This window comes from Nocardia panacis (genome assembly GCF_003598715.1).
Classification (GTDB): Bacteria; Actinomycetota; Actinomycetes; order Mycobacteriales; family Mycobacteriaceae; genus Nocardia; species Nocardia panacis.
Map to the genome: position 1 here is coordinate 309,948 of NZ_QZFU01000023.1, position 19,023 is coordinate 328,970.

The window sequence follows — 19,023 nt, forward strand, 5'->3', positions numbered from 1 at the left end:
AGCAGCAAGATTAGAACCTGTTACAGAAATTGTCGAGTGATCCAGGAGTTGTCGCGTGATTCCCAAGGTTGCCCGCCGATCCGCGCCGACGGTTCGCGTGATCCAGGTGCTGGACTTCCTGGTCGAGCGCCGCGGCAAGCGCTACGGCCTGTCCGAACTGGCCCGCGAATTGAACCTGGCGAAACCCACCTGCCTGGGCATACTCACCGAACTCAGCGCCGCGGGCTACCTGGTGCGCGATCCGAACACCCACACCTACGGCCTCGGACCGGCGCTCATCGAGGCCGGACGGGTAGCGCAGGAGGGCTTCGCCATCGCCGCCATGGCCCGCGCCGAACTCGCCGAACTCAGCGCCCGCTACCGCGGCACCTGCACGGTCTCGGCGGTGACCGGCGGCCGGATCACCGTCCTGGAGAGCGCGGGACCCGGCCTGGCCAAACTCGGCGTAAAAGTCGGGGCCACCTACGATTTCGCGCCGCCCGTCGGCCTGATGTACGTGCTGTGGGATACCGACGCCGCCTTCGACGCCTGGCTGGCCACCCCGCCGACGGTGCCGCTGCGCCAGGACGAGACCCGCCTGCGCCAGGTGGTGACCGAATGCCGGGAGCGCGGCTACCTGGTGGAGAGCATGACGGCGGCGGGGCGGCGGCTCTATTCGCTGCTGGCCGGGGTCGCGGCCCACGATCTCCCCGACGACCTGCGCCGACTCGTCGGCGAGTTGGTCACCAGCCTCGGCGAGCGGGTCTATCTCGGGGTCGATCTGCGCCCGCGCAAGGAGCATCCGGTGAGTCTGCTCGCCGCGCCCACCTACGGCGGGGACGGCAGACAGAACATGGTGCTCACCATGTATGTCGGCAGATCCATCACGGGCGCCGAAATCGCAAGGCGGGGCGCGGCTCTCGTGGCGGCGGCGGATGCGGTCACGGCGCGCTCGGGCGGCCGCGCGCCGAATCGATCCATTGACCATTGACCGGAACGTGTTCTAATTTTGTGGCGTGAGCCAGTACGCGAAGTCGGCGGCGAACACCTACGAGCTCCCGCATCTGGAGGCGCTCGAGGCCGAGTCGGCACATATATTCCGTGAAGTCGCGGCAACTTTCGAACATCCGGTGCTGCTGTTCTCCGGCGGCAAGGATTCGGTGGTCATGCTGCATCTGGCGGCCAAGGCCTTCTGGCCCGCGCCGCTGCCGTTCCCGGTGCTGCACATAGACACCGGACACAACTTCGACGAGGTCATCGCCTACCGCGACGAGACCGTGCGGCGGCTGGGGCTGCGACTGGTCGTCGAGCGGGTCCAGGACGATATCGACGCGGGCCGGGTGGTCGAGCAGACCGGTCCGCGCGCCTCCCGCAACCGATTGCAGACCACCACCCTGCTGCGCGGCATCAAGGAGGGCGGCTTCGACGCCGTCTTCGGCGGCGCCCGCCGCGACGAGGAGAAGGCGCGCGCCAAGGAGCGCGTCTTCAGCTTCCGCGACGAATACGGGCAGTGGGAACCGCGCAACCAGCGCCCCGAACTGTGGAACCTCTACAACGGCCGCCACCGGCCCGGCGAACACATCCGGGTGTTCCCGCTGTCCAATTGGACCGAACTCGATATCTGGAGCTATATCGCGGCCGAGGACATCGCCCTGCCGCCGCTCTACTACGCCCACCGCAGACCGATCGTGCAACGAGACGGAATGTTGTTGGCGCACACCAGATTCCTGCAACTGCTCGACGGCGAGCAGCCGTACGAGGCCACGGTGCGCTTCCGCACCGTCGGCGATGCCACCTGCACCGGATGCGTGCAGTCCGACGCGGCCACCCCCGCCGACGTGGTCGCCGAGGTCGCCGCGGCCAGGATCACCGAGCGCGGAGCCACCAGGGCCGACGACCGAATCTCCGAGGCGGGCATGGAGGATCGAAAGCGAGAGGGCTATTTCTGAGATGGACACCAAAGCACCCAATCGGGACCATGCCACCATGCTGCGGCTGGCCACGGCGGGCAGTGTCGACGACGGCAAGTCCACGCTCATCGGCCGACTGCTGTTCGACTCCAAGACCATCTTCACCGATCAGCTCGCGGCGGTGGAGCGCACCAGCCGCGACCGCGGCGAGGACTATCCGAATCTGGCGCTGCTGACCGACGGTCTGCGCGCCGAGCGCGAGCAGGGCATCACCATCGATGTGGCGCACCGCTACTTCGCCACGCCCAGACGGAAATTCATCATCGCCGACACGCCGGGGCACATCCAGTACACCCGGAATATGGTCACCGGCGCCTCCACCGCCGATGTCGCGCTGATTCTGGTGGACGCGCGCAAGGGTGTGCTCGAGCAGACGCGGCGGCACGCCTTCCTGTCCAGTCTGCTCGGCATCGCGCACCTGGTGCTGTGCGTGAACAAGATGGATATGGTCGACTGGTCGCAGGCCCGCTTCGAGGAGATCCGCGAGGAATTCGCCGGATTCGCCATGAAACTCGATATCGCCGATCTCGCCTTCGTACCGGTCTCGGCGCTGCTCGGCGACAATATCGTGCACCGGGGCGCGAGTATGCCCTGGTACGAGGGCACTCCGCTGCTGCACCACCTGGAGCAGGTGCATATCGCCTCCGACCGCAACCTGATCGACGCGCGCCTGCCGGTGCAGTACGTGATCCGCAGTCACGCACAGGATTTCCGCGGCTACGCGGGCACGGTGGCGGGCGGGGTGTTCAAGCCCGGCGACGAGATCGTGGTCCTGCCATCGGGTTTCACCTCCACCGTGGCGGCGGTGCACGCACCCGGCGGGCGCACCGTCGCGGAAGCCTTCGCACCGCAGGCGGTCACCGTCGAACTGGCCGACGAGATCGATATCGCGCGCGGGGATATGATCTGCCGCCCCAACAACCGACCGCAGGTGGGTCGCGACCTGGACGCCATGGTGTGCTGGTTCGCCGAGGACGCCGCCCTCACCCCCGGCGCCACCTACACCCTGCGCCACACCACCCGCAGCGTCACCGTCGAGGTGCGCAGCTTGGACTACCGCCTCGATGTGAACACCCTGCATCGCGACGAGCAGGCGGATTCATTGGCGCTCAACGAGATCGGGCGCGTGCAGTTGCGCACCCGCCAGCCGCTGCTGTTCGATCCGTACCGGCGCAATCGCAGCACCGGCAGCTTCATCCTGGTCGACGACGCCACCAACAACACGGTGGCCGCGGGCATGATCACCGGGCCGACGCTGCCCTCCGCGCGCGTGGTCTGGCACGCCACCGCCGTGGGCCGCGAGGAGCGGGCCTCCCGAGGGGTGACGGTGTGGTTGACCGGACTGTCGGGATCCGGGAAGTCCTCTGTCGCAGTGGAACTCGAACGCCGCCTGGTCGCGGCGGGTCGCCCCGCCTTCCTGCTCGACGGGGACAATCTGCGCCACGGCCTCAACTCCGACCTCGGTTTCAGCGCCGCCGATCGGGTGGAGAACGTGCGCCGCGTCGGCGAGGTGGCGCGCCTGTTCGCCGAGGCGGGCGTGGTCGCGGTGGTCTCCCTCATCAGCCCCTACCGCGCCGATCGCGACCGCGTCCGAGCCGCGCACGAGGCGGCGGGCCTGCCCTTCTTCGAGATCTTCGTGGACACTCCGCTCGAGATCTGCGAATCCCGCGACCCGAAAGGTATGTACGCCAAGGCTCGTGCGGGCGAGATCCGCGGCTTCACCGGTATCGACGATCCCTACGAGCCGCCGACGACCGCCGAGGTGACCCTGCGTCCCGCCGACGGCGACCCGGCCGCCATGGCCGCCGCCATCCTGGCGCTTCTCGGCGAACACGCCTGAATTCGTGGCCCGGCCGGGCGGTTTCGTCGACCACCCGGCCGAACCAATCCGACTGGTCGAATATGTGCGCGCCACTGAATAATTGGCAAATGGACATCGAAACTCCAAGGCGCACAGTACCGTTGGTCGGGATTTGCGGATGTGAATCGAAGCTCGATTGTTCCCGATATCAGTCACGATTCGGAGGGTTGTCATGAGCGATGCGCAGGACCGGTTCGCCGACCTGAACGAAGTCAAGATGTGTTACCGCGACGAGGGTGATCCGCAGGGCAAACCACTGCTAATGATCATGGGCCTGAGTTCGCAACTGATCCACTGGCCACAGGAAATCGTCGACCGCCTCGTCGAGGCGGGCTTCCGGGTGATCCGTCCCGACAACCGCGACAGCGGTCTGACCGAATGGAAGAAAACGCCGAGCCAGTACTATCTGGCCGCGATCGCACGCGACTGCGGCGAATTGCTGGATCATCTCGGCATCCAACAGGCGCACGTCGTCGGGGCGTCGATGGGCGGGATGGTCGCGCAGCGGTTCGCGATTGACGACAAGGACGACCGCGTGCTGTCGCTGTGCTCGATCATGAGCACCCCGCACTTCCTGATCGGCATGGCCGACGGCGAGGTCCTCGAGCAGGTGGCCAAGCCGCTGCCGCCCGAGCGCGAGGCCGCCATCGCGCAGCTCGCCGCCCTGTACGCGCTGCTCGGATCCAAGACCTACGCGGACAGCGAACGTGAGCGCCGCCTCGCGCTGGCGACCAGCGGCTACGACCGCGCCCGGCATCCGGAGGGTGGATCACGGCAAATGACCGCGATCGCCATCGCCCCCGACCGCACCGACGCCCTGGCGAAGCTGCGGCTGCCCGCGCTGGTGATCCACGGCGCGGAGGATTCGATGATCAAGATCGCGGGTGGCGAGGCCACGCACAAGGCCATCCCGGATTCGACCTATCTTCCGCTCGACGCCATGGGTCACGACTTCCCCGAGCCGCTGTTCGATCAGATCGTCACCGCTATCGCGGAGAACGCGGCCAAAGCCGACTGACTCAGTACATTCCATCCCTGCGGCCGTATCCGGTTCCTCTCGGATACGGCCGTGCAGGCGCACGAAATCGAGACACACTGGGGCGCGTGTACCATCGCAGCCGGGTCGCGATCACGCCGGATTCGCGTGATCGCCGCACCGCGCTACTGACCTTCGGTGAAAGGAATCCGCCGCATGCGTTCCAGTCTGCTCTCGCGCCGCGATCTCGATTTTCTGCTCTACGAATGGCTCGAGGTCGACAAGCTCACCACGCGGGCGCGCTTCGCCGAACATTCCCGCGAGACCTTCGACGATGTGCTCGATTTGAGCGAGCAGTTGGCGACGAAGTATTTCGCACCGCACAACAAGCGCAATGACGCGCAGGAGCCGAGCTTCGACGGGGAGCGGGTGCACATCATCGCCGAGGTGGCGCAGGCACACGAGGCGCTGGCCAAGGCCGGGTTGATCGGCGCCACGCTGGATTTCGAACACGGTGGCGCGCAATTGCCCACCACCCTCGCACAGGCGAGCGCGGCGTGGTTCTCGGCGGCCAATATCGGCACCGCGGGATACGGCTTCCTCACCACCGGGAATGCGAATCTTCTCGTCGCGCACGCCGATCCGGCGCACGTCCGCAAGTATGTCGGACCGATGCTCGCGGGCAGGTACTTCGGCACCATGTGCCTGTCGGAGCCGCAGGCGGGTTCCTCGCTCGGCGATATCACCACCAGGGCGCAGCCGCAGCAGGACGGCACCTACCGCCTCTTCGGCACCAAGATGTGGATCTCCGGTGGGGATCACGAAATGGGCGAGAACATCGTGCATCTCGTCCTGGCCAAGATTCCGGGCGGCCCGGCGGGGACCAAGGGGATCTCGCTGTTCATCGTGCCGCGCTACCTGGTGGACGAGGACGGTGCGCGCGGCGAACGCAATGATGTCGCGCTCGCGGGGATCAATCACAAGATGGGCTACCGGGGCACCGTCAACACGCTGCTGAATTTCGGCGAGGGCAAATTCACGCCGGGCGGTGCGGCGGGTGCGGTGGGATACCTTGTGGGACAAGAACATCACGGCCTGTCCTACATGTTCCATATGATGAACGAGGCGCGCATCGGCGTCGGACTCGGCGCGGCCGCCCTCGGCTACACCGGCTACCTCAAGGCACTCGACTACGCGCGCACCCGCCCCCAGGGCCACGTCAAGAGCAGGCCGGGCGGCGGGCAGGTACCCATTGTCGAACATACCGACGTCAAGCGAATGCTGTTGGCACAAAAGGTTTATGCCGAAGGCGCTCTGGCATTGGTCCTGTATTGCGCGCGGCTCGTCGACGAGCAGCGCACCACCGAGGACGCCGAACAGCAGGCCCGACTCGGCCTACTGCTCGACCTGCTCACCCCGATCGCGAAGAGCTGGCCATCCCAGTGGTGCCTGCAGGCCAACAGTCTCGCCATCCAGGTGCACGGCGGCTACGGCTACACCCGCGAATACGATGTCGAACAGCACTACCGGGACAATCGACTCAACCCGATCCACGAGGGCACCCACGGCATCCAGGGCCTGGATCTGCTGGGCCGCAAGGTCGTCCAGCGCGAGGGCGCGAGCCTGCGCGAACTCGATGCCAGGGTGCGCGCCACCGTCGCCGCCGCGCGCGCGGCCGGGGTGGAGGCGGCGACCCTTGCCGCCCAATTGGATTCGTCCTGGCATCGACTCATCGAAGTGACGGGCGCGCTGTGGGCGGGCGGCGATCCGGAGACCGCGCTCGCCAACAGTTCGGTCTATCTCGAGACCTTCGGCCATATCGTGCTGGCCTGGATCTGGCTCGAGCAGTTCCTGGCCACCGGCACCGGCACCGACGATTTCCACGACGGCAAGCGGCACGCGGCCCGCTACTTCTTCCGGCACGAACTGCCCAAGACCGGTCCCGGTCTGGAATTGCTGGCGAGCCTGGATACGACCGCCCGCGATATGCGCACCGACTGGTTCTGACCGCGCGGGACGCCGCTTTTCGATACACAGAATGGTAGATGTATCATTCGGCGATGCCTGCCGCCCGTCGCACCCCGACCCGCTCCCCCGGCCGCCCCGCCGCGGCCACCAGGGAGCAGGTCCTCGAACTGGCCAGGGCGAGTTTCCTGGCGGGCGAGCGGGTCGACGTGCAGGCCATCGCCGCACGGCTCGGACTCAGCCGCGCCTCGATCTACCGCTGGTACCGATCCCGCGACGGACTGCTCGGCGCGGTCATGGCGAGCGAATACGAGATCATGATCGCGCGGGCCGAGGCCCGACGGCGCACCCGAGGCGTGCGGCGCATAGTCGAAGTGCTCAATGAGGTCGACCGCTGGATGGTGCGCAGCACCGCATTCCGCCACTACTTCGACAACGAACCCCTCTCCGGCCTGCGCGTGCTCACCACCGGCGACGGCCCGGTCCAACCCAGGGTGGTCGCGGCCGTGGCCGCGCTCATCGCCCGCACCGAAGCCGAGGACGACTACCGACCGCCGCTGGACCGCGACCTGCTCGCCTACGCGTTGGTTCGCCTGGGCGAGGCCTTCCTCTACAACGACTCGGTGGCGGGCATCCGCGGCGATATCGAAAGACTGGGCGCGGTGCGGACCGCACTGCTGGGCGGTGAGCCCGAACCGCGGTGACCGTATGCTCTCGGTCAGCGACGAAGGAGGCGGGCCGCGTGGCCGATCGGGAAGTATTGACCTGGGAATTGTTCGGGACGGCGAGCCGCGAACTGGCCGTCATGATCGCCGAGGACGGTTTCGAACCCGATCTCATCCTGTCCATCGCGCGCGGCGGACTCTTCGTGGCCGGAGCACTCGGCTACGCCTTGGACGTGAAGAACCTGCACGTGATGAATGTCGAGTTCTACACCGGTGTCGATCAGCGCCTCGACCTGCCGGTCATGCTGCCGCCGGTGCCGCAGGCGGTCGACCTGAAGGGCGCCACCGTCCTGGTCGCCGACGATGTCGCCGACACCGGTGCGACGCTGAAGCTGGTGCGCGACTTCTGCTCCCACCATGTCGCCGAGGTGCGCTGCGCGGTCATCTACCAGAAGCCGCGCTCGGAGGTCGACTGCGAATACGTCTGGCGCCACACCGATCGGTGGATCAATTTCCCGTGGTCCACCGAACCGCCGGTGGTCGGGAGGGGCGGCGCGCGCGAGGCCTGACGGGGCTCACACCGGCAGCCGACGCAACCCGGCTCCGATCGCGGTGACCAATTCCCCATAGGCGATCTCGAGTTCGGCCAGCCGCGCCCACGCCGCGTGCATGCGCGGGGTGCCCGGATCGATGGCCAGCAGCGCGAAGGCGTGGTCGGCGGCGGCGGCGACCCGGTCGATCACGGTGCCGAGCGTCTCCGGATGCAGCCGCGCCCCTGCAGACTGGGCCAGATGCCTGGCGATCCACCCGTCGATCTCGCCCACGAGTTCGCCTCGGAAATCATCGATCTTACCGGCACGATCCGGGTCGACGCGGCGCAGCCGGTGCAACTCGGCCAGACCGAATGCCTGCACGCACAGCGGACCGTGCAGATAGTGCCCGCGCAGGGCGGTCAGCAGCTCATCGTTCGTCGGGAGGGCCGAGCGGACGTGATCCGGCGCGATCATCGACCGGTATTCCTCCCGTCGCCTCGGCAGTGGTGTCTACCCCGACTGAGTACCACGCGGAAGCGACCTTGATACCTGTAATCTCGGCCACCGGCGAAAACGACGCATCGGCCCAGGACACGATTCATTTCGGGTCGGGGCCTGCCGGGCGCGGCGCACCCGTCCCCTGGACACCCGGATCGAATCCGGTCACTGCGCGGCGGGACGGCCCGTCCGCTCGGCGACCACGGCGTCCAGGCGCGCGCCGAGCGCGCCGACCTGGTCGCGCAATTCGATGAGCGTCTCGAGCGGGTAGCCGACCTCGGCGAGCACCGATTCGATCATGTGCCTGGCCCGATCGCGCAGCGCGGCACCCGTTTCGGTGGCGCGCAACTCGACGGCGCGGCGATCGTGGGCGCTGCGCACGCTCTCCACCAGGCCGTGCGCCTGTAGGCGCTGGATGAGCGGGGAGACGGTGCCGTAGTCGAGTCGCAGATGCTCCCCGAGTTCCTTCATGGTCATGCCGGGGTGCTCCCAGAGCGCGAGCAGCGCGAGGTACTGCGGGTAGGTCACCTCCATCGCCTCGAGGAAGGGCCGGTACGCCGCGGTCATGGCCCGCGACGTGGAGTACAGGGCGAAACAGAGCTGCGAGGTCAGCGACAGCAGATCGCGGTCTGATGCGGGGGCGGTTGCGACGGCCGCTCCGACACGCACCTCAGCAGATGGATGCGCAACTTCGGGCATAGAAAGCACTGTACGCATACGCCTACCTCCGCATTCGCTCCGGCCATGCGCAGGTCTGGGGACGGCTACGCCGACGGCGCCCGTTTTGCGGCTCGAACATGGCGTGCGTCCTACGCGGGCAACGGCCTGTGAATCGAGTGGATTGCATGGTTTGCTAAACTCCGCAAGTAACCGAGCCCGCACCGGAAAGGAGCGGCTGATGCCGGGTTTGAGCAGGCCGCTCTATCAAATGAAGGCCGACTTCTTCAAAACCCTCGGCCATCCGGTGCGCATCCGGGTCCTGGAATTGCTGAGTCAGCGCGAGCACGCCGTCTCGGAGATGCTCAATGAGATCGGCGTCGAGCCCGCGAGCCTGTCCCAGCAGTTGTCCATCCTGCGCCGCGCCGGTCTGGTGACGGCCCGGCGCGAGGGCCTCTCGGTCACCTACGCACTCACCTCGCCCCAGGTCGCCGAGTTGTTGACCACGGCGCGGGCCATCCTCGGTCGCTTGGCGGCCGGACAGGTCGAGGTGTTGCGCCACCCCGCCTGAGATCACCCGACCGCGTTCGATTCCGTCCACACCCCTGATTGCAGTTTTTCTAAACTCGATACCTAGTAGTTTTGCGAAGGAGAAAAACGTCGTGACCGAACACTCCGGCATCGGGACCATCCAGCCCCCGACCGACCACGCGGACATCCTGACGTGGGTGGCCGAGGTCGCCGAACTCACCGCACCCGAGCGCGTCGTGTTCTGCGACGGCAGCGGCGCGGAGTGGGACCGACTGACCGCGCTGCTGGTCGAGAAGGGCACCTTCGTCGCGCTGAGCGCCAAACCGAATTCGTTCTGGTGCGCCTCGGATCCGGAGGACGTCGCGCGGGTGGAGGATCGCACCTTCATCTGCTCGCACGATCGCGCCGACGCGGGTCCGACGAACAACTGGGTCGACCCGCTGGATATGCGCACGGTCATGACCGAGCACTACCGGGGCGCGATGTCGGGGCGCACCATGTACGTGATCGCCTTCTGCATGGGACCGCTCGACGCCGCCGACCCGAAATTCGGTGTGCAGATCACGGATTCGGAATATGTCGCGGCCTCCATGCGGGTGATGACCAGGTCCGGCGCGCCGGTCTGGGCCAAGCTCACCGGCGGCACCGAGTTCGTCAAATGCCTGCATTCGGTCGGCGCGCCGCTCGCGCCGGGACAGGCCGATGTGCCATGGCCGTGCGACAAGACCAAGTACATCGCGCACTTCCCGCAGACCCGCACCATCTGGAGCTACGGCTCCGGCTACGGCGGCAACGCGCTGCTCGGCAAGAAATGCTTCGCCCTGCGCATCGCCTCGGTGCTCGGCCGCGACGAAGGGTGGCTGGCCGAACACATGCTGATCCTGAAATTGACCTCGCCGCAAGGCCGCACCCACTACGTGGCCGCGGCCTTCCCGTCCTCGTGCGGCAAGACCAACCTGGCCATGCTCGAATCCGCGCTGCCCGGCTGGTGGGCCGAGACGATCGGCGACGATATCGCCTGGCTGCGCTTCGGCGCGGACGGCCGCCTCTACGCGGTGAACCCGGAAACCGGATTCTTCGGCGTGGCACCGGGCACCGGCGCGAAGACCAATCCCAATGCCATCGCCACCATCGCGCGCGGCAATTCGATCTTCACCAACACCGCGCGCACCGACGACGGTGATGTGTGGTGGGAGGGTCTGACCGACGCGCCGCCCGCCCATCTGATCGACTGGCGCGGGCAGGATTGGACGCCGGACTCGGATTCCCCGGCGGCCCACCCGAATTCGCGCTACTGCACGCCGATCGAGCAGTGCCCCTCGGTGGCCCCGGAGTGGAACGATCCCACCGGTGTCCCGCTCTCGGCCATCTTCTTCGGCGGGCGGCGCGCCAATACCGTTCCGCTCGTGGCGGAATCCTTCGATTGGGCGCACGGCGTCTTCACCGCCTCGGTGCTGTCCTCGGAGACCACGGCGGCGGCCGCGGGCCGCGTCGGAGTGGTGCGCCGGGACCCGATGGCCATGCTGCCCTTCCTCGGCTACCACATCGGCGACTACTTCGCGCACTGGCTGCGCCTGGGCGCGGCGGCCGATCCGGCGAAACTGCCGAAAATCTTCCAGGTCAACTGGTTCCGGCGCGGCGCGGACGGGAAATTCCTGTGGCCCGGATTCGGTGACAATGTGCGCGTGCTGAAGTGGGCACTCGAACGCATCGACGGCACCGCCGCGGCCGAGTGGACCCCCATCGGTCATATCCCGACCGCCGACGCGCTGGATCTGGACGGCCTCGCCGCGGGCTACCGCGACCTGCTGCCTGCCGCGCTCGCGGTCGATATCGAGGAGTGGGTGGCCGAGACCCGCTCCATCGACGAGTGGTACGCCACCATCGGCGGCAACCGGCTGCCCGAACACCTGCGCGAACAGCTCGCGGCGCTGAAGCTGCGCCTGGTCCAGGCCAGATGAGCGTCGGCGAACTGCTGCCGCGCCGGTCGGATTGGCGACCGGCGCTGCGCGCCCCCGGCCCGGACCTGCTCTCGGGTTTGATCGTCGCGCTGGTGGCGCTGCCGCTGGCGCTCGGCTTCGGTATCGGATCCGGACTCGGCGCGGCGGCCGGGTTGGCCACCGCGATCGTGGCCGGTGTCGTAGCAGCGGTGTTCGGCGGTTCGCGCTTGCAGGTCTGCGGGCCGACCGGCGCGATGACGGTGGTGCTGGCGCCGATCTTCCACCAGCACGGGGCGAGCGGGGTGCTGACCGTCGGCCTCATGGCCGGACTGGCCCTGGTGATGCTCGCGGTGATCGGCGCCGGGCGTGCGGTGCGCTATCTGCCCGCCCCGGTGCTCGAGGGGTTCACCGCGGGGATCGCGGTGGTCATCGCGCTGCAGCAGTTCCCGGCGGCCCTCGGTATCGCGCACGCCGAGGGCGACAAGGTGTGGCAGTCGGCATTCGACGCCCTGCGCCGGTTCATCTCGCAACCGCACTATCCGGCGCTGCTCACCGCGCTCGCGGTGGCCGCGGTGGTGCTGATCGGCGGGCGTTATCTGCCCCGGCTGCCGTTCGCGCTGCTCGCGGTGGCGGCCGCGACGGTGACGGTTCGACTGTCCGGATCGGATCTGAGGACCATCGGCGCAATACCTGTCGGCTTGCCCGCGCCCAGCCTCGGATTCGTACACCTCGACCAGATGGGGGCACTGATCGGTCCGGCGCTGGCGGTGGCCGCGCTGGCCGCGCTCGAATCGCTGCTCTCGGCGACGGCCGCCGACGCCATGGCCGTGGGCACCCGTCACGATCCGAATCGCGAACTGTTCGGCCAGGGGTTGGCCAATATCGCCGCCCCGCTGTTCGGCGGGGTGCCCGCCACCGGCGCCATCGCACGCACGGCGGTCAATGTGCGCTCGGGCGCACGCACCCGACTGGCCGCGCTCACCCACGCGGTCGTGCTGGCGGCGGTCATCTACCTGGCCGCTCCCCTGGTCGCCGATATCCCGCTGGCGGCGCTGGCCGGGGTGCTGTTGGCCACCACGGTCCGCATGGTGGAGACGGCCTCGGTGGCCGCCATCGCCCGCGCCTCCAAGGGCGACGCGGCGATCATGGCGGTCACCTTCCTGGTCACCGTGGCACTGGATCTGGTGAGCGCCGTCGCGGTCGGCGTCGGCATCGCCGTGCTGCTCGCGGTGCGCGCGGTCGCCAAAGAGGCTCGGCTGCAACAGATTCCGATCGAAGCCCCGACCGACGACACCGAGCACCCGACCGAGGAGCGGCAACTGCTCAACGAGCGGATCATCGCCTACCGCATCGACGGGCCGGTGTTCTTCGCCGCCGCGCACCGGTTCCTGCTGGAGTTGGCCGAGGTGTCCGACGCGCACGTGGTCGTGCTGCGGATGTCGCACATCACCGCGTTGGATACCACCGGCGCGCTGGTGCTCAAGGATGCCATCGGCAAACTCGAGCATCGCGGCATCACCGTGTTGATGTCGGGCCTGCGGGCGGACCATCGGCGGCGGCTGGCCGCGGTCGGCGCACTGCCCGCGGGCGGGGCCGATCAGCTTTTCGAGCACACTCCCGACGCCGTAGCCCACGCACGCGGAGTTTCCCTACCCATGGAAGAGTCTTTACCGTGACCGAACGAACCACACCGACATTCGCACAGCGGATTCGCTATATCTGCGGCGGTACCCTGCCGCCGCAACTGTCGGACTGGGTGATCAACGATCTCACCGGTCCCGGCGCGGCGGGTCGCTATCTCATGCGGATCCTCATCCCGATCATTCCGCCCCTGTGCCTGTTCCTGCTGATTCCGGGGCCGCTGTGGATGGGGTTGTCCATGATGGCGCTGCTGTATCTGCCGCTGATCTACTTCACGGTGGCGCTCATGTACGTCTACCGGCGGCACCGCCTCGCCAAACACGGTTTGGACCCGCATCTCGCCGATGCGCGCGAACGTCAGCGCGGGTCTGCCGAGCGCCTGGACTACGAGCGCAGGCACGGCCGGGCCTGACGGCCCGATTGCCCACGATTCGCCTGAGCCGCGAGTAGCCTCACCAAGGGAATTCGGGGCCGTTCGCAGGGCAGCGGCCCCTCGATCAATTCGGAAATCGCGTCTTTCACGGGAAATCGTCGAAAGGGTTGCGCTATGTCCGGTACACCCGAGGTGTCGGCCGACGGCCATGAACCCCCTTCCTTCCAGCCGGGTCAATCGCCCGCCCCTTCCTTCCACCCGTACCACCATCCCGCCGCAGGCTGGGGCGCGGCCAAAAGCGTGACGCGATTCCTGGTTCGCGAGCGCGAGGGTATCGACGGCCCGCGCGCCATTCTGAAGATGAATCACGAGAACGGCGGCTTCGACTGTCCCGGCTGCGCGTGGCCCGACGATCGCAAGGGCCTGCACCTCGATATCTGCGAGAACGGCATCAAGCACGTCGCCTGGGAGATGACCCACAAGCGGGTCGGACCGGATTTCTTCGCCGCGCACACCGTCTCCGAATTATCGGGGTGGAGCGAATTCGAACTGGAGAATCAGGGCAGGCTCACCGCGCCGATGAGCTACGACCCGGACACCGACACCTATGTGCCGATCGCGTGGGACGCGGCATTCCATCTCGTCGGCATGGCACTGCGCGAATTGGCGAATCCGAATCAGGCCGCCTTCTATACCTCCGGTCGCCTCGGCAACGAGGCGACCTTCCTGTATCAATTGCTGGCGCGCGAACTGGGCACCAACAATCTGCCCGACTGCTCGAATATGTGTCACGAGGCGAGCGGGCGCGCCCTGCAGGCCGCCCTCGGCACCGGCAAGGGCACCGTCGACCTCGCCGACTGGGAGACCGCCGACGCGCTGATCCTGCTCGGCGTCAATGCCGCCTCCAACGCGCCGCGCATGCTCACCGCGCTCACCGAGGCGCATCGGCGCGGCGCGGCGATCGTGCACATCAACCCGCTGATCGAGGCCGCGGCCCGGCGCGCCATCATCCCGCACGATTTCCTCCAGATGGCCACTTTTCATGCGACGCCGACCAGTTCGCTCAATCTGCAACCCCGCATCGGCGGCGATATGGCGGTCATCCGCGGGATGGCCAAGGCGGTGTTGGAACGGGCGCGCACCGAGCAGCACGCCATCGACCGGGAGTTCATCCAGCGCCACACGTCCGGATTCGAGGAGTATCAGACCCTTTGCGAGGACACGCCGTGGGCCGAGATCGAGCGGGGCTGCGGGCTGAGCGAAGGCGAGATCCGCAGGGCCGCAAGGATCTACTCCGAATCCGATCGCACCGTCATCAGTTGGTGTCTGGGCGTGACCCAGCACGAGCACGGCGTGGACACCGTGCGCGAGATCGTGAATCTGCTACTGCTGCGCGGGAATCTGGGCCGGGAGGGCGCGGGTCCCTCGCCGGTGCGCGGGCACAGCAATGTGCAGGGCAACCGCACCTGCGGGATCGATCACCACCCGAAACCGGAGTTCCTGGATCGGCTCGCCAGGGTATGCGGCATAGATCCGCCGCGCGCACCCGGTTTGGATACCGTCGGCGCGATCGAGGCCATGCACGCGGGCAAGGTGCGGGTATTCGTGGGCATGGGCGGCAATTTCGCCATCGCCGCGCCGGACACGGCCTACACCTTCGCGGCGCTGCGCAACTGCGATCTCACCGTCCACGTGAGCACCAAACTCAATCGCAGCCACCTGGTGCACGGCCGTCGCGCGCTGATCCTGCCGTGCCTGGGTCGCACCGAACGCGACGAGCAGCGCGCCGGCCTCCAGGAGAGCTCCGTGGAGGATTCGATGAGCATGGTGCATCTGTCGCGGGGGATGAAGCGGCCCGCCTCACCGCATTTGCGCTCCGAACCCGCGATCATCGCGGGCATAGCCCGCGCCGCACTGCCCAACAGCGCCACACCGTGGGAGAAGTACGTCGAGGACTACGACCTCATTCGCGACACCATGTCCGAAGTCCTCGACGGCTTCGAGGATTTCAATCGCCGCGTGCGCCTGCCGCTCGGCTTCCGAATCCGCCAGCCCGCAAGGGAATTGACCTTCCATACCCCCTCCGGACTCGCCGAGTTCTCCGCCGCGCCGCTGCCCGATCCCACCGTGAGACCGGGCACGCTGACGCTGGCGACGGTGCGATCCCACGATCAGTGGAACACCACCATCTACAGCGACAGCGACCGCTATCGCGGCGTCGGCAACCTGCGCACCCTGGTCTTCCTGAACGCCGACGACATGCGCGAACGCGGCCTGGCCCAATTCGACCGCGTCGACATCACCAGCTTCGCCCGCGACGGGAGCACCCGCAGGCTCAACGGCTACACCGCCATCGCCTACGACATTCCGCGCGGTTGCGCGGTGGGCTATATGCCGGAGATGAATGTGCTGTGCGCCATCGGCGATTTCAGCACCCAGAGCGATCAGCCGATCATGAAGAATCTCACCGTCACGGTCGAGCGCGGCGCGGACTGAGTTCTCCGGAGGCGGCTATCGGGGGCCGAGTTCCCTGCTGTTGCCACGGAATTCGGCGATCACCGTCTCGCCGCGCCGGACGGTGACATCGTAGACGCCGCTGCGGCCGTAGCGGATTCGCTCGACCGCCTCGGCCACCAGCTCGTCACCGACGGTAGTCGGCGCGATATAGGTGATGGTGGCCCCCGAGGAGACGGTGGTGCGCCCATATCCGTTGACCGCCACCGCGAACGCGGTATCGGCCAGCAGGAAGACGTAGCCGCCGTGGGTGATGTCGTGCCCGTTGGTCATCTCCGCGGTCACCGTCATGGTCACGGTTGCCGAGCCGGGAGCGTTGCGCAGCAGCCGGATTCCGCAGCGGGTCGACGCACGGTCCTCCGCCAGCATGGCGCGCGCAAATTCGGCGGGGTCCTGGTCGGTTTCGACGCTCGTCCCGCTGGTCAACGGGGCCGCCGATCGATCAGCCTGCGCGCCTTGCCCAGTGAACGCTCGAGCGCCTCCGGATCGAGCACCTCCACCGGGACGCTCACCCCCACTTCGGCTTTGATCAGCCGACACAGCAGCTCCGCCGCCGCATCGCGGTCGGCGCCCGCGGCGTCGGCGCGCGCCTCCACCCGCACCGTCAGCCGATCGAGCCGACCGGGCCGGTCCAATACGCATTCGAACTGCGGCGCCAGCGCGGGCACCCGCAGGATCAACTCCTCGATCTGCGTGGGGAACAGGTTCACCCCGCGCAGGATGATCATGTCGTCGGTACGCCCGGTGATCTTTTGAATACGCCGCATGGACCGCGCGGTGCCCGGCAGCAGGCGGGTCAGATCGCGGGTGCGGTAGCGGATGATCGGGAAGGCCTCCTTGGTCAGGGAGGTGAACACCAATTCGCCTTCCTCGCCGTCGGGCAGCGGCACACCGGTCTGCGGGTCGATGATCTCGGGATAGAAGTGATCCTCCCAGATGTGCAGGCCGTCCTTGGTTTCCGCGCACTCCATGGCCACGCCGGGACCCATCACCTCCGAGAGCCCATAGATATCGAGCGCGTCGATGCCGAGTTTGCCCTCGAGTTCGCCGCGCATGGACTCCGTCCACGGTTCGGCCCCGAACACGCCGACTCGCAGCGAGGTTTTCGCGGGATCGATACCGTGCTGCTGCATGGCGTCGACCAGGGTCAGCATGTAGGACGGGGTGACCATTATGGCGTCGGGCCGGAAGTCCTGGATCAACCGGACTTGACGCTCGGTCATCCCGCCCGACATGGGAATCACCGTGCAGCCCAGCCGTTCCGCGCCGTAGTGCGCGCCGAGGCCACCGGTGAACAGGCCGTACCCGTAGGCGATGTGCACGATATCGCCGCGCCGCACCCCGGCGGCGCGCAGACTGCGCGCGATGAGGTCGGCCCAGTTGTTCAGGTCATTGCTGGTGTAGCCGACGACGGTGGGCTGTCCGGTCGTGCCCGAGGAGGCGTGGATGCGCGAAACCTGTTCGCGCGGTACGGCGAACATGCCGAAGGGATAGTTGGCCCGCAGGTCGGACTTGGCGGTGAACGGGAATTTCGCCAGGTCGGACAGTTCGCGCAGATCCGACGGGTGCACACCCGCGTCGTCGAATGCCTTGCGGTAGTGCGCGACATTCTCGTAGGCATGGCCGAGCGACCAGCGCAGCCGTTCCAGTTGCAGGGCGGAAATGCGGTCGCGGCCCGCGAATTCGATCTCTTCGGCCGGGACGGGAGTGGGAGCGGCGGTGCTCATCGGCAGTCTTTCGTTGGTGTTGTCCGGGATCGATGCGACGCATCACGGTGACTGAGGTGCAGAGCACCAAGGTGACTGGTGCGCGGCACCGAGGGGCCGAATCGACAGGGCGGGTATCAGGCGTCGAAATCGACGACGAGGGTTTCGGAGGTCGGATAGGTCTGGCAGGTGAGTACGAAGCCCGCGGCCACCTCGGCGTCCTCCAGGGCGTAGTTGCGGCGCATCTCTGCCGTGCCGTCGGTGATCTTGGCCCGACAGGTGCCGCACACACCGCCCTTGCAGGCGAAGGGCAGATCGGAGCGGACCCGCTCGGCGGCGTCGAGAATGGTGCGGTCGCAGGGCAGGTCGGCGGTGCTGGAGCGGCCGTCGAGGGTGATGGTCACCTTGCTGCTCGGGCCGGTCACACCGGGTTCGCGATGGAGTTCCGGCGGCGGTGGGGTGTCGCCGACGAAGAACAGTTCGCGATGGATGCGGTCGGTGGGCATGCCGTGGGCGCTCAGGACGGTGGTGGCGTCCTGCACCATGCCCAGCGGCCCGCACAGCCACGCGTGGTCGACGGTGTCGAGTGCGATGAGCGCGCCGATGATCGCGCCGATGCGCTCGGCGTCGAGTCGGCCGCTGAACAGTTCCACATCGCGCGGCTCCCGCGAGAGCACGTGGATCAGCGAGAAACGCGCGCCGTACTGGTCTTTCAGATCGGCCAATTCATCGGCGAACATGACCGTGCCGCTGCGCCGGTTGCCGTAGAGCAAGGTGACGCTGCTCGCGGGATTGGCCAGCAGCGAGGCGGCGATGGACAGCAGCGGCGTGATGCCCGAACCCGCACCGATCAGCAGATGGTCGCCGCCCAGCGCGGGATCGGCGGTGAATCCGCCCGAGGGTGCCTGCACCTGCACCGTGTCGCCCGGCGCGAGCTCGTGGACCAGCCAGCGCGAGAACAGGCCCTCGGTCACCTCCCGGACCCCGACCCCGGGTGCATCGCCCTGCGGGGCGCAGATGGAATAGGACCTGCGCTCCTCCACGCCGTCCACCGTCCGCCGCAGCGTCAGGAATTGTCCGGGGCGGAAACGGAATTCGTCGGTCAGATGGTCCGGCACGGCGAAGGTCACCGCGACGGCGTCCTCGCACAGATGCCGCACCGCCGCCACCTGTAGCGGATGGAAGGCGCGGACTCTGGTCTCGGCAGTGCTCAC

Annotated in this window: 17 protein-coding genes; 12 read left to right on the forward strand and 5 right to left on the reverse strand. The window is 67.6% G+C overall.

Annotation, left to right across the window (positions count from 1 at the left end; genetic code table 11):
* The first annotated feature begins 55 nt into the window (after positions 1 to 55).
* The 7 genes from D5S18_RS20285 (at position 56) to D5S18_RS20315 (ending at position 7,985) form a co-directional block, all read left to right on the forward strand.
* Entirely contained in the window at positions 56 to 970 is a 915-nt protein-coding gene (locus D5S18_RS20285) for a helix-turn-helix domain-containing protein (protein WP_203236826.1), read from the forward strand.
* 25 nt (positions 971 to 995) lie between these two features.
* Positions 996 to 1,928 (forward strand): sulfate adenylyltransferase subunit CysD, encoded by a 933-nt coding sequence (cysD, locus tag D5S18_RS20290; RefSeq protein ID WP_120042619.1) that lies wholly within the window; start codon positions 996 to 998, stop codon positions 1,926 to 1,928.
* A 1-nt stretch (position 1,929) separates the two neighbouring features.
* Positions 1,930 to 3,789 (forward strand): adenylyl-sulfate kinase, encoded by a 1,860-nt coding sequence (gene cysC / locus D5S18_RS20295; protein ID WP_120042620.1) that lies wholly within the window; start codon positions 1,930 to 1,932, stop codon positions 3,787 to 3,789.
* A gap of 193 nt (positions 3,790 to 3,982) precedes the next feature.
* A complete protein-coding gene (locus D5S18_RS20300) occupies positions 3,983 to 4,828 on the forward strand; it encodes an alpha/beta fold hydrolase (RefSeq protein WP_120042621.1) in 846 nt (281 codons plus the stop codon).
* 174 nt (positions 4,829 to 5,002) lie between these two features.
* Entirely contained in the window at positions 5,003 to 6,793 is a 1,791-nt protein-coding gene (locus D5S18_RS20305; protein WP_120042622.1) for an acyl-CoA dehydrogenase, read from the forward strand.
* Between the two features lie 53 nt (positions 6,794 to 6,846).
* Positions 6,847 to 7,455: a TetR/AcrR family transcriptional regulator gene (locus D5S18_RS20310; protein ID WP_120042892.1), complete on the forward strand. Its 609-nt coding sequence runs from the start codon at positions 6,847 to 6,849 to the stop codon at positions 7,453 to 7,455.
* 38 nt (positions 7,456 to 7,493) lie between these two features.
* Entirely contained in the window at positions 7,494 to 7,985 is a 492-nt protein-coding gene (locus D5S18_RS20315) for a phosphoribosyltransferase (protein ID WP_120042623.1), read from the forward strand.
* A 6-nt stretch (positions 7,986 to 7,991) separates the two neighbouring features.
* Here D5S18_RS20315 and D5S18_RS20320 read toward each other — a convergent pair whose 3' ends face one another.
* Positions 7,992 to 8,423: a DUF4254 domain-containing protein gene (locus tag D5S18_RS20320; protein ID WP_120042624.1), complete on the reverse strand. Its 432-nt coding sequence runs from the start codon at positions 8,421 to 8,423 to the stop codon at positions 7,992 to 7,994.
* Between the two features lie 189 nt (positions 8,424 to 8,612).
* Positions 8,613 to 9,014, reverse strand: coding sequence for a MarR family winged helix-turn-helix transcriptional regulator (locus tag D5S18_RS20325; RefSeq protein WP_239003916.1), 402 nt, complete (start codon positions 9,012 to 9,014; stop codon positions 8,613 to 8,615).
* Positions 9,015 to 9,345: 331 nt separating this feature from the next.
* On the opposite strand from D5S18_RS20325, the gene D5S18_RS20330 reads away from it, so the two are divergent.
* The 5 genes from D5S18_RS20330 to D5S18_RS20350 all read left to right on the forward strand — a co-directional run bounded on the left by D5S18_RS20330 (position 9,346) and on the right by D5S18_RS20350 (position 16,085).
* On the forward strand, positions 9,346 to 9,675 hold the full coding sequence (locus D5S18_RS20330) for an ArsR/SmtB family transcription factor (protein WP_120042626.1): 330 nt from the start codon (positions 9,346 to 9,348) through the stop codon (positions 9,673 to 9,675).
* A 91-nt stretch (positions 9,676 to 9,766) separates the two neighbouring features.
* Positions 9,767 to 11,596, forward strand: coding sequence for a phosphoenolpyruvate carboxykinase (GTP) (locus D5S18_RS20335; protein WP_120042627.1), 1,830 nt, complete (start codon positions 9,767 to 9,769; stop codon positions 11,594 to 11,596).
* The gene (locus tag D5S18_RS20340) at positions 11,593 to 13,251 is read left to right on the forward strand and encodes a SulP family inorganic anion transporter (protein WP_120042628.1); all 1,659 of its coding nucleotides are present in this window, start codon (positions 11,593 to 11,595) and stop codon (positions 13,249 to 13,251) included. Before D5S18_RS20335 ends, D5S18_RS20340 begins: the two co-directional genes overlap by 4 nt.
* A complete protein-coding gene (locus D5S18_RS20345) occupies positions 13,248 to 13,628 on the forward strand; it encodes a DUF5313 family protein (protein ID WP_120042629.1) in 381 nt (126 codons plus the stop codon). The genes D5S18_RS20340 and D5S18_RS20345 overlap by 4 nt, the downstream gene beginning before the upstream one ends.
* A 135-nt stretch (positions 13,629 to 13,763) precedes the next feature.
* Positions 13,764 to 16,085 carry an FdhF/YdeP family oxidoreductase gene (locus tag D5S18_RS20350; RefSeq protein WP_120042630.1) on the forward strand — a complete coding sequence of 774 codons (2,322 nt, stop codon included), beginning with the start codon at positions 13,764 to 13,766 and terminating at the stop codon, positions 16,083 to 16,085.
* A gap of 15 nt (positions 16,086 to 16,100) precedes the next feature.
* Here the strand turns inward: D5S18_RS20350 and paaI are convergent, their stop codons facing one another.
* From paaI to paaE, 3 genes are all read right to left on the reverse strand, one after another.
* Complete coding sequence (paaI, locus tag D5S18_RS20355; RefSeq protein WP_120042893.1) at positions 16,101 to 16,472, reverse strand: hydroxyphenylacetyl-CoA thioesterase PaaI; 372 nt, start codon at positions 16,470 to 16,472, stop codon at positions 16,101 to 16,103.
* Positions 16,473 to 16,525: 53 nt separating this feature from the next.
* Entirely contained in the window at positions 16,526 to 17,830 is a 1,305-nt protein-coding gene (paaK, locus tag D5S18_RS20360) for a phenylacetate--CoA ligase PaaK (RefSeq protein WP_120042631.1), read from the reverse strand.
* Between the two features lie 116 nt (positions 17,831 to 17,946).
* On the reverse strand, positions 17,947 to 19,023 hold the full coding sequence (gene paaE / locus D5S18_RS20365) for a 1,2-phenylacetyl-CoA epoxidase subunit PaaE (RefSeq protein WP_120042632.1): 1,077 nt from the start codon (positions 19,021 to 19,023) through the stop codon (positions 17,947 to 17,949).

Bases quoted from the DNA above. Each gene is read 5' to 3' on its own strand.
- cysC (WP_120042620.1), top strand. From the start codon at position 1,930: ATGGACACCAAAGCACCCAATCGGGACCATGCCACCATGCTGCGGCTG.
- D5S18_RS20300 (WP_120042621.1), top strand. From the start codon at position 3,983: ATGAGCGATGCGCAGGACCGGTTCGCCGACCTGAACGAAGTCAAGATG.
- D5S18_RS20305 (WP_120042622.1), top strand. From the start codon at position 5,003: ATGCGTTCCAGTCTGCTCTCGCGCCGCGATCTCGATTTTCTGCTCTAC.
- D5S18_RS20310 (WP_120042892.1), top strand. From the start codon at position 6,847: ATGCCTGCCGCCCGTCGCACCCCGACCCGCTCCCCCGGCCGCCCCGCC.
- D5S18_RS20320 (WP_120042624.1), bottom strand. From the start codon at position 8,423: ATGATCGCGCCGGATCACGTCCGCTCGGCCCTCCCGACGAACGATGAG.
- D5S18_RS20325 (WP_239003916.1), bottom strand. From the start codon at position 9,014: ATGACCGCGGCGTACCGGCCCTTCCTCGAGGCGATGGAGGTGACCTAC.
- D5S18_RS20330 (WP_120042626.1), top strand. From the start codon at position 9,346: ATGCCGGGTTTGAGCAGGCCGCTCTATCAAATGAAGGCCGACTTCTTC.
- D5S18_RS20340 (WP_120042628.1), top strand. From the start codon at position 11,593: ATGAGCGTCGGCGAACTGCTGCCGCGCCGGTCGGATTGGCGACCGGCG.
- D5S18_RS20350 (WP_120042630.1), top strand. From the start codon at position 13,764: ATGTCCGGTACACCCGAGGTGTCGGCCGACGGCCATGAACCCCCTTCC.
- paaI (WP_120042893.1), bottom strand. From the start codon at position 16,472: ATGCTGGCGGAGGACCGTGCGTCGACCCGCTGCGGAATCCGGCTGCTG.
- paaK (WP_120042631.1), bottom strand. From the start codon at position 17,830: ATGAGCACCGCCGCTCCCACTCCCGTCCCGGCCGAAGAGATCGAATTC.